The organism is Salinisphaera shabanensis E1L3A (assembly GCF_000215955.2).
Lineage (GTDB): Bacteria > Pseudomonadota > Gammaproteobacteria > Nevskiales > Salinisphaeraceae > Salinisphaera > Salinisphaera shabanensis.
The window spans coordinates 25,278-31,958 of the sequence record NZ_AFNV02000035.1; the positions used below are offsets into that span (position 1 = coordinate 25,278).

The window sequence follows — 6,681 nt, forward strand, 5'->3', positions numbered from 1 at the left end:
AATTAGTCGCGACGGCGGTCGTAGCGGTCGTAAATCAGATAGCTGCGGAACAGCAGATCGAGCGAGGGCGTGATGAGCGCCAGGGCGCGGTTGAAATTCACAAAGTTCGCGGGCGCGGCGAATACCACATCGCGCGGTTGCAGTTTGAACTGGTTGGCGAGCAACAGACCGCTCACATTGCTCGCGTCCAGCTTGTACACGTTCGGCCGCAGCACGGTTTGCACGCCACCGTCGCGCGTGGGCTGACTGTCGACAAAACCGCGGATGACATAAATCGCGCTGGTATCAGCACTACCGAGGCTCACACCGCCAGCATCGGCAATTGCGTCGCTAAGCGACATGCCGCCAGTGGAATATGGCAAGGCTGTCTGCTCGCTGAATTCGCCCACCATGAATATGCGGTTGGCGCTGTCGTCGATGAGCAGTCGATCACCCGGACGTAGCGGCACCGGCCGACCACTGGAATATATCTGATTTAGATCCAGGGGCGTTGATTCACCATCGCGAATAAGAATGACGTTCTGCACGCCTACGCCGCCGCCTTCTTTACTGGCGAGCGAATCGCACTGGTCGAGCGCTTCCAGCACGGTGATGGTAACGTCGGTAAATGGCACGGTACAGGGCTTGGCGATATCGCCGGAGATATAGATTCGTTGGCTGCGGTATTCGCGTACGCGTACGTCCACCTGTGGCTCGCGAATATACTGCGAGAGCCCCTTGGCAATACGTTGACGCAACTCCTTGAGGGTCATGCCTTCGACGTTCACTTCGCCGACATAAGGGTAATAGATATTGCCGTCGGCGCTAACGAGCTGGCCCTGGATACCTTCGTTGTTCGTGACGCCGGCCGGGTTCGTGAGTTCCGGGTGACCGAAGACGATGACCTGCAATACATCGCCCGGGCCGATGGTGTAGTTCGTGACTTCTGATGGCGCTGCGGACACACGCTGTTGCGCTTCGCCAAGGGTTTGGGTCGCGGCCTTTTCCTGCTGATGACGAATGAGCCACGGCGTGATCTGCAGCACGCGCGGCTCGTAGTCGATTTCCTGCTTGGACAGCTCTTCGTCGTACGTGGCGGCGTTGTCGTTGCCGCCGAAGTCGTACCAGCTGCCGCTGTCCATGGCGTCGGAGCTATAGCCGGGCAGCGCACAACCACTAATGCCAAACAAGCCGCTCATCAGCAGCCCCGCGATCGCGCAGCGCGGCACACCATGACGTGCGCGCCGTTGCGCGCCCCCTTGACCCAAGTTCGCCATGCTCATTCCCCTAAATTTCGTTATCGGGCCGACAGCGCGCACGCGTTGGCTCATACCCCAGCGGAGCCAGTTTACGCGATCTCTGGTATTCAAACCCCAAAAATTCGGCATCTTTAATTATGACTGGCGATGAAGACTACTTGTGTACCGCTCTAGCCGGTGCCGTGTTTGCCGGTTCCTGCCGGCTGCAAACGTGCCAGCCACTGCGCCACACCCTTGTCGATCTCGGCATAGGCGCTTTCGAAAATGTCGTCACTTAGACGATAGGGGTCGATGATGTCTTCGCCGCCGGTCCAATGCGATGCCAGGAATATGCGGCCGCGGCTTTCGGGGAATTGCGTGCACAACCAGTCTTTCTGCGCGGCTTCCATAACCAGAACGAGCTCGAACGATTGGAGCATGGGGCGCGTAACTTGCTGGCCCCGGTGTGCATCCAGCGCCAGCCCTTCGCGCTCTGCGATCGCGGCGGCAGGCACGGGCATTTTGCCGCCAACCACGGCGCCGATGCCGGCAGAGGCAACCTTCATTGTGGGCGCATCGCGCTGGATGAGGCCTTCAGCGAGCGGGCTACGACAGATATTGCCCGTGCACACACAAAGAACACTCTGAATTTGCATACTCGATCGGTTCCGATGGGTTGGCGTCAAATACGGTAGCGCGAATAGCGCCCTGGCCGCGGCCGGTGCCACATACGCTCAGTGGTAAAGCTCGCGTCGACCAGGGCCGTACGTGCAAGCGTTAACGTCCGATGCGCGCTTCGCCTCTCAGATTACCCAGCTGGTCAACCACACGCACCGTATCGTATTCGCCGGCCGGCGGGCGAATGGCTACGCATGAGGCGATAAGCGCCTGGCTGACGGCCGCGTCCAGACGCGGGGCTTTCCATTCCATGCCGATCGTCAGGGTATCGTTCTCTATCGCGGTCCGGCTTTTGTCCAGTGCCACGGAGTAACCACCCGTTGGGCGCTGCCCCATTTCCACCACGATCACCCCGTCGGGCGAGGCCATGCCGGGCTGAAACTCTCCGATGCGTCGATAATCGATCCAGTTACCAAACGCGTTCGCATTGGCGAAATACAGCGCATTGGAATCTTGCGACGTAGTGCCGCAATACTGGCTTTCGCTAATCACGTCGACTTTGGGCCCACCCCGCCCTGGGCCGAGCGCACAGCCGGCAAGAGCGAATAAAAGCAAGCTTAGAAAGAGCGATCGCGTCATGGGAGAAAACATTCGGTTGATCGATTGCAGCGGATTTTGATTGGCGCGAAGCCTAGCACGAGGCGCCGGCAGGCGGATATGAACGCGGCGTGGGTATCGGCCAGTGGGTGAAAAAGTTTCGGGCGGGTCGGGTAGAGGATCGTGTTGGTTGGTTTTTTGCGCGGTTCATGGCTGTGGGCGTTGTTCCGGTTTGGGGTTCGCGTGGAACCGGCGCGTTGGCAGTTTGAAACATACGGACTCGAGCCGGCACGGCGGCTTCGCGCTTTGTTGGATCACGCTTCAATAATCAACCTACGGGCTATCGGGATTGCGCAAACCGCTGCTGGGCACCTCGGCGCCCAGTCGACCGACGGCGTATCGTCTAATACACGCGTAGTCGGCATGCATGCGTTCGCTGAACCGACAGGCACGCTCGAGTGCGGGTGCCAGATCTGCAGGCCGGTCTATGTATTCGTGGACCAAGCGGTTTCGCAGCCCACGCATTTGTAGCCATTCATCGGCCGATGCAATCAATTCGAGCCGCTCCATGCGAGCCAGATTATCGATCGCTGCCGCCACGGGTTCACCCGCAGCTATCAAAACGGCGGGAATTAATTTGTCGACCACCGTGTCTTGCATGCGTCCGAATTTGGCGCCGAACGATTCGAGACGATCGATTCCGATGTCGTCAGCCAGCAGGTGCTGCAAGCGCGATGTATCCACGGAACAGTCATTGCTGAACAGGCGTTTGCGCACGCCGGCCAAGTGATAGTCTTCCTTGTCGACCAGTGAGATAAGTTGCGTTAAACGGCCTAGGCTCACAACGCGACACCGGTTTGCTGTGCTTGCACGTCGATCGCGCGTAATGGGCTACGGCCGTCGTGAACAACGATATCGATCCGCCGTTCGCCCAGACGCCGTAGCAAATGCGCGTGAAGCCGCAACTCCTGGTCAAGCAGATCGGCCGCGTCGCCCTCGCTTTCGATGTGCAGGTCAATATCTCCGCCGCGTGCCGCGTCATCCACGCGCGAGCCGAACAACCGAACGCGGGCGTCCGGTCCGAATACCCGCGCTACTTCTTCGCGGATCGCGTTTCTCTGGTCATCGGTCAGACGCATGCGCTCTCCCGGTTCGCGTTATTTACAACGACAGATTATTGGCGAGCCGATGTGTCAGATGATACCTGACGGCGTTGACCGTCTTCGTTTGCGTTGGCCGCGTAGGTTGGCTTAGGCCGAAGGCCGTAAGCCAACATGGGGCCGGCGTTGTGGCCTATCGAGGCTTTGCCGGTTGGAATCGGCGCCGGGCTTCGTTCTTTGTTGGGTTACGCTGCGCTAACCCAACCTACGGCGCTATGTAGCGCGCGCGGTGTCGGCGAGGCCGGCTTCGATATAGCCGTGTTCGATCAGGTAGGCCACGATCTGGTCTACGCCCTGTTCTATGCTGGTTTCGTCGGTCCGGATATGGATTTCCGGATATTCCGGCGCTTCGTACGGCGCACTGATGCCAGTGAAGTTCGGAATGCTGCCAGCGCGCGCTTTTTTGTAGAGGCCTTTGGGATCGCGCTGTTCGCACACGTCCAGCGGCGCGTCCACGAATACTTCCAGGAAATCGTTGTCGGCGCGCTGCGAAAGATTACGCGCCATGTCGCGGTCCTGTCGGTACGGCGAGATGAATGCGGTGAGATTGATCAGCCCCGCATCCCGAAACAGCTTGGCCACTTCGCCGATTCGCCGAATATTCTCGATACGGTCTTCCGGGCTGAACGCAAGATCCCGGTTCAGACCGGTACGCACGTTGTCACCGTCCAGTCGATAGGTTCGACAGCCCATCTGGTATAGCCGCTCTTCGAGCGCCACGGAGAGCGTGGATTTACCCGAACCGGACAGGCCGGTGAACCAAATCGTAAAACCGCGATGCTGATTGAGCAGCTCCCGATGTTTGCGACCGACGGTGCCTTCATGCCAGACGATGTTCGAGCTCTTGCTTTGCGTCATGTTGTTTCCTTGTCTTAATCGCGACGCGATACGCGCGCCGTTATAGCCCCCGCTAAACCTTGGCCTACATTGCCCCTGCTAGCGCGACGAGCGTATCGGCGGCGGTCGCTTGCAGACAGACATCACAGTATTCGGAAATATCGGTACGTTGCGGATTGATTTCCATCGTCGCACGTCTTTGCATGGCGGCTCGCTGAACGGGCGCGGCGATATAAGGGAACACCGCGCTCGTACCCACCACCATGACCAGATCGAACCCCTCGCCCAGCGCCTGCTCGTACTGGAGCAAGGCACGGTCGGGCAGCATTTCGCCGAATAGCACCACATCGGGTCGAACCACGCTGGAGCAGTCCGGACAACACGGGGGCAGCGTATCCAACCGCGTGTAGTTTTCGACGGTGGCGTGCCAGTGACAGCGCGTGCATTTGAGACGATGAATGGCGCCGTGCATTTCGATGACATCGCGACTGCCGGCACTTTGATGAAAACCATCCACGTTCTGTGTCAGCACGCAAAAACGTTCAAAGCGCGACGCCATCGCTGCAAGCGCACGGTGACCGTCGTTGGGCAGCGCGCCGCGACAGGCGCGTTCGATCTCGGCGATATATTTCCAGGAAACGGCGGGATCGCGCTTGAACATGTCGCCGGAAAGCGCCTGTTCGATCGAGATGCCGTCTGCGGTGAGTTCGCGATCGTACAAACCGCCCACGCCGCGATAAGTGGGCAGACCCGAGTCTGCCGACATGCCGGCGCCGGTTATCACGAGCACTCGCTGTGCCGCAGCGAGCATGGCCGCGGCTTGAGCCATACCGGCTGAGTCGTCGTTGGTCTGCACGCGCGCACTTCTCCGATGTCGCAGGTGGGTAGGGCCTTCGTTTGACGGCCAACGCCTTATTCTGCCCGAGCCACCCAATCGAACCAAAAGCACGGTTCGAAGCCGCACGGCCGGATCGGCTTGCCAATTCTGCTCCGCGTGCGCCTGAACTCGAGCGCATGGCGCTCATCCGACTCGGCGCCCGTCGCGTAGCGCGACAAACCACCGCTTACCGCTGGTTGCTTCATCAAAAGGGCTCAAACCAATGCCTGGCATTCGCAATCTCGTTCTCGTGCTGGGCGATCAGCTCGGGGAGGTTGGATTAGCAAAGCGTCATCCAACAAGGAACGGAGCCACCGCTCCCATGCACAGCCGCACAGTTTCAGACGGCCACCGTGCCCTTTCGTGTCGACTTACGGCCTGCGGCTTCCAGACTATTATTCGCCTGTTTCGCTATAGCTTCGTATCGCTCTGGCGAAGCTGCGAAAATCGCCAATCTGATTCCACGCAATGGCGTGCACGATTTCCCAGTCGATCTGCTGATAGCTATGGACTGCGACATTTCGAAAACCGACGGCTGCCTTGAGGCTGCGACATAACGCGGCGTCGATCAAACCGAGGCGTTGCAGGCCATCGAACGCTTCGCCCATCGTCGCTGGCGCAGGCTCATCGTGGCGAGCAAAGACATGCGCCGCCATATCCACGCATATCTGTACGGCGCGCATAATATTCAGCGCCAGAATATCCTGCCGATCAGGATCGGATAACAGAGCCTCGGCGCTCGGCGCGCGTTTTTCTTCGATGCGAGCCACGCAGCGCCGCAACGATTCGAGCTTTTCGCTCAAGATCAGCCCAGCCATGCGTCTCGCCGCGCCTTCAAAATGCGTTCCCGATACGGTAAAAAATCCGCGCTGTCGAACAGCATCCGTGTAATTTGGGCCGGGTACACGTCGTCATCGGCCGCGTATACCACCTTGCCGCCCAAGAGCGCGCTGCGCAGGCTTGGCACTCCTGCGTTTGCCAGATCGACCAAATCGACAGGCCGACCGAAACGTTGACTTAAATCGCTTACTATCGCGCTACGGCGTACGCTATCCAGCGGCTGATCTGCGAGTACTGCCAGGTCAAGATCGCTACTTGCGGTCGCCCGGCCGCAGGCCATAGAGCCGAAAACCAGTCCCAGCCGCATACCTGGCTGCTGCGCGAGATACGCACCAATATCCCGGAGGTTATGATCGCTGGAGGCCGTCATGATTCGATTATGGCATTTTTTCGATCGCCTTCTCGTCACTATCATCCGCTTAGCAGACACCAAGACGAGCGCCCGCGCCACGCCCGCTTACGGCCCGTTGGCCTCAACCGATCTACGCCGCTTCAAGCGGTTCGGGTAGGTGGATGAGATGGATCCGCTCCTCCT

The 6,681-nt window shown here is 59.3% G+C and carries 9 protein-coding genes; all 9 read right to left on the bottom strand.

Translation table 11 applies throughout. The features are described from left to right. Positions 1-2: 2 nt before the first annotated feature. The 9 genes from SSPSH_RS16980 to mntA all read right to left on the bottom strand — a co-directional run bounded on the left by SSPSH_RS16980 (position 3) and on the right by mntA (position 6,516). On the bottom strand, positions 3-1,256 hold the full coding sequence (locus SSPSH_RS16980) for a polysaccharide biosynthesis/export family protein (RefSeq protein WP_021031930.1): 1,254 nt from the start codon (positions 1,254-1,256) through the stop codon (positions 3-5). Positions 1,257-1,408: 152 nt separating this feature from the next. Beyond that, the gene (locus tag SSPSH_RS16985) at positions 1,409-1,873 is read right to left on the bottom strand and encodes a low molecular weight protein-tyrosine-phosphatase (protein ID WP_006912594.1); all 465 of its coding nucleotides are present in this window, start codon (positions 1,871-1,873) and stop codon (positions 1,409-1,411) included. 121 nt (positions 1,874-1,994) lie between these two features. After that, positions 1,995-2,474: a protease complex subunit PrcB family protein gene (locus SSPSH_RS16990; RefSeq protein ID WP_006912595.1), complete on the bottom strand. Its 480-nt coding sequence runs from the start codon at positions 2,472-2,474 to the stop codon at positions 1,995-1,997. Positions 2,475-2,765: 291 nt separating this feature from the next. Continuing rightward, positions 2,766-3,275: a ribonuclease HepT family protein gene (locus SSPSH_RS16995; RefSeq protein ID WP_021031931.1), complete on the bottom strand. Its 510-nt coding sequence runs from the start codon at positions 3,273-3,275 to the stop codon at positions 2,766-2,768. Then, on the bottom strand, positions 3,272-3,571 hold the full coding sequence (locus SSPSH_RS17000) for a nucleotidyltransferase domain-containing protein (RefSeq protein WP_006912597.1): 300 nt from the start codon (positions 3,569-3,571) through the stop codon (positions 3,272-3,274). Before SSPSH_RS17000 ends, SSPSH_RS16995 begins: the two co-directional genes overlap by 4 nt. 234 nt (positions 3,572-3,805) lie before the next feature. Next, positions 3,806-4,450, bottom strand: coding sequence for an adenylyl-sulfate kinase (gene cysC / locus SSPSH_RS17005; protein WP_006912598.1), 645 nt, complete (start codon positions 4,448-4,450; stop codon positions 3,806-3,808). A gap of 64 nt (positions 4,451-4,514) precedes the next feature. Further along, positions 4,515-5,258: an SIR2 family NAD-dependent protein deacylase gene (locus SSPSH_RS17010; protein ID WP_006912599.1), complete on the bottom strand. Its 744-nt coding sequence runs from the start codon at positions 5,256-5,258 to the stop codon at positions 4,515-4,517. Between the two features lie 443 nt (positions 5,259-5,701). After that, positions 5,702-6,124, bottom strand: coding sequence for a type VII toxin-antitoxin system HepT family RNase toxin (hepT, locus tag SSPSH_RS17015; RefSeq protein WP_006912600.1), 423 nt, complete (start codon positions 6,122-6,124; stop codon positions 5,702-5,704). Then, positions 6,112-6,516, bottom strand: coding sequence for a type VII toxin-antitoxin system MntA family adenylyltransferase antitoxin (mntA, locus tag SSPSH_RS17020; RefSeq protein WP_006912601.1), 405 nt, complete (start codon positions 6,514-6,516; stop codon positions 6,112-6,114). The genes hepT and mntA overlap by 13 nt, the downstream gene beginning before the upstream one ends. Between the last annotated feature and the right edge of the window lie 165 nt (positions 6,517-6,681).

Bases quoted from the DNA above. Each gene is read 5' to 3' on its own strand.
- SSPSH_RS16980 (WP_021031930.1), bottom strand. From the start codon at position 1,256: ATGGCGAACTTGGGTCAAGGGGGCGCGCAACGGCGCGCACGTCATGGT.
- SSPSH_RS16985 (WP_006912594.1), bottom strand. From the start codon at position 1,873: ATGCAAATTCAGAGTGTTCTTTGTGTGTGCACGGGCAATATCTGTCGT.
- SSPSH_RS16990 (WP_006912595.1), bottom strand. From the start codon at position 2,474: ATGACGCGATCGCTCTTTCTAAGCTTGCTTTTATTCGCTCTTGCCGGC.
- SSPSH_RS17000 (WP_006912597.1), bottom strand. From the start codon at position 3,571: ATGCGTCTGACCGATGACCAGAGAAACGCGATCCGCGAAGAAGTAGCG.
- cysC (WP_006912598.1), bottom strand. From the start codon at position 4,450: ATGACGCAAAGCAAGAGCTCGAACATCGTCTGGCATGAAGGCACCGTC.
- SSPSH_RS17010 (WP_006912599.1), bottom strand. From the start codon at position 5,258: ATGGCTCAAGCCGCGGCCATGCTCGCTGCGGCACAGCGAGTGCTCGTG.
- hepT (WP_006912600.1), bottom strand. From the start codon at position 6,124: ATGGCTGGGCTGATCTTGAGCGAAAAGCTCGAATCGTTGCGGCGCTGC.
- mntA (WP_006912601.1), bottom strand. From the start codon at position 6,516: ATGACGGCCTCCAGCGATCATAACCTCCGGGATATTGGTGCGTATCTC.